Source organism: Aeromonas bivalvium, from assembly GCF_000819765.1.
Taxonomy (GTDB): Bacteria; Pseudomonadota; Gammaproteobacteria; order Enterobacterales; family Aeromonadaceae; genus Aeromonas; species Aeromonas bivalvium.
Map to the genome: position 1 here is coordinate 1 of NZ_CDBT01000028.1, position 557 is coordinate 557.

2 protein-coding genes are annotated in these 557 nt (G+C 65.7%); both read right to left on the reverse strand.

The window, feature by feature from the left end; all coding sequences use genetic code 11:
* On the reverse strand, window positions 1–267 hold a 267-nt coding region (locus BN1119_RS10480), incomplete at its 3' end, for a DUF6691 family protein (RefSeq protein WP_041997640.1).
* A gap of 13 nt (window positions 268–280) precedes the next feature.
* On the reverse strand, window positions 281–557 hold a 277-nt coding region (locus BN1119_RS10485), incomplete at its 5' end, for a YeeE/YedE family protein (RefSeq protein ID WP_041997639.1).

Below are 557 nucleotides of genomic sequence, written 5' to 3' on the forward strand. Positions count from 1 at the left end.
GGCGCCCCCCAGCAGGGGCCTATCCAGCACGGAGGGCGGCACAGCGACGATGGGCTCACCCAGCAGGCTCCGGCTGCGGGGCTTCACCAACAAAAAATAACCAGGCATGAAGACCACCAGGGCGCCCCCCATCACGAAGGCGAGGCTGGGATCCCAGGCGCCGACCAGATCGAGAAAACCGGTGACCCGGGCGGGGTCTATCATGCCGGAGATGGCCATCCCCAGTCCGAACAGCAGACCCGCGAGCAAACTTGTCAGCAATCTCATGGCAATCACCCCGTCAGAGAATGTGGTGAGTGAAAAAGACGGTGATGAAACCCACCGCCATAAAGGTCAGGGTGGCGGCGATGGATCGCACCGAGAGCCGCCCCATGCCGCAGATGCCGTGACCGCTGGTGCAGCCATTGCCAAGGCGGGTGCCTATGCCCACCAGCAAGCCGGCCAGCAGCACCACAGGCCAGCCGGGCAAGGTGGTCAATGCGGGCATGCTGGCCCAGCCCAGGGTCAGCGCCAGCCAGGCGCCCGTCCCCAGCCCCAGCAGAAACAGCAGCCGCCAG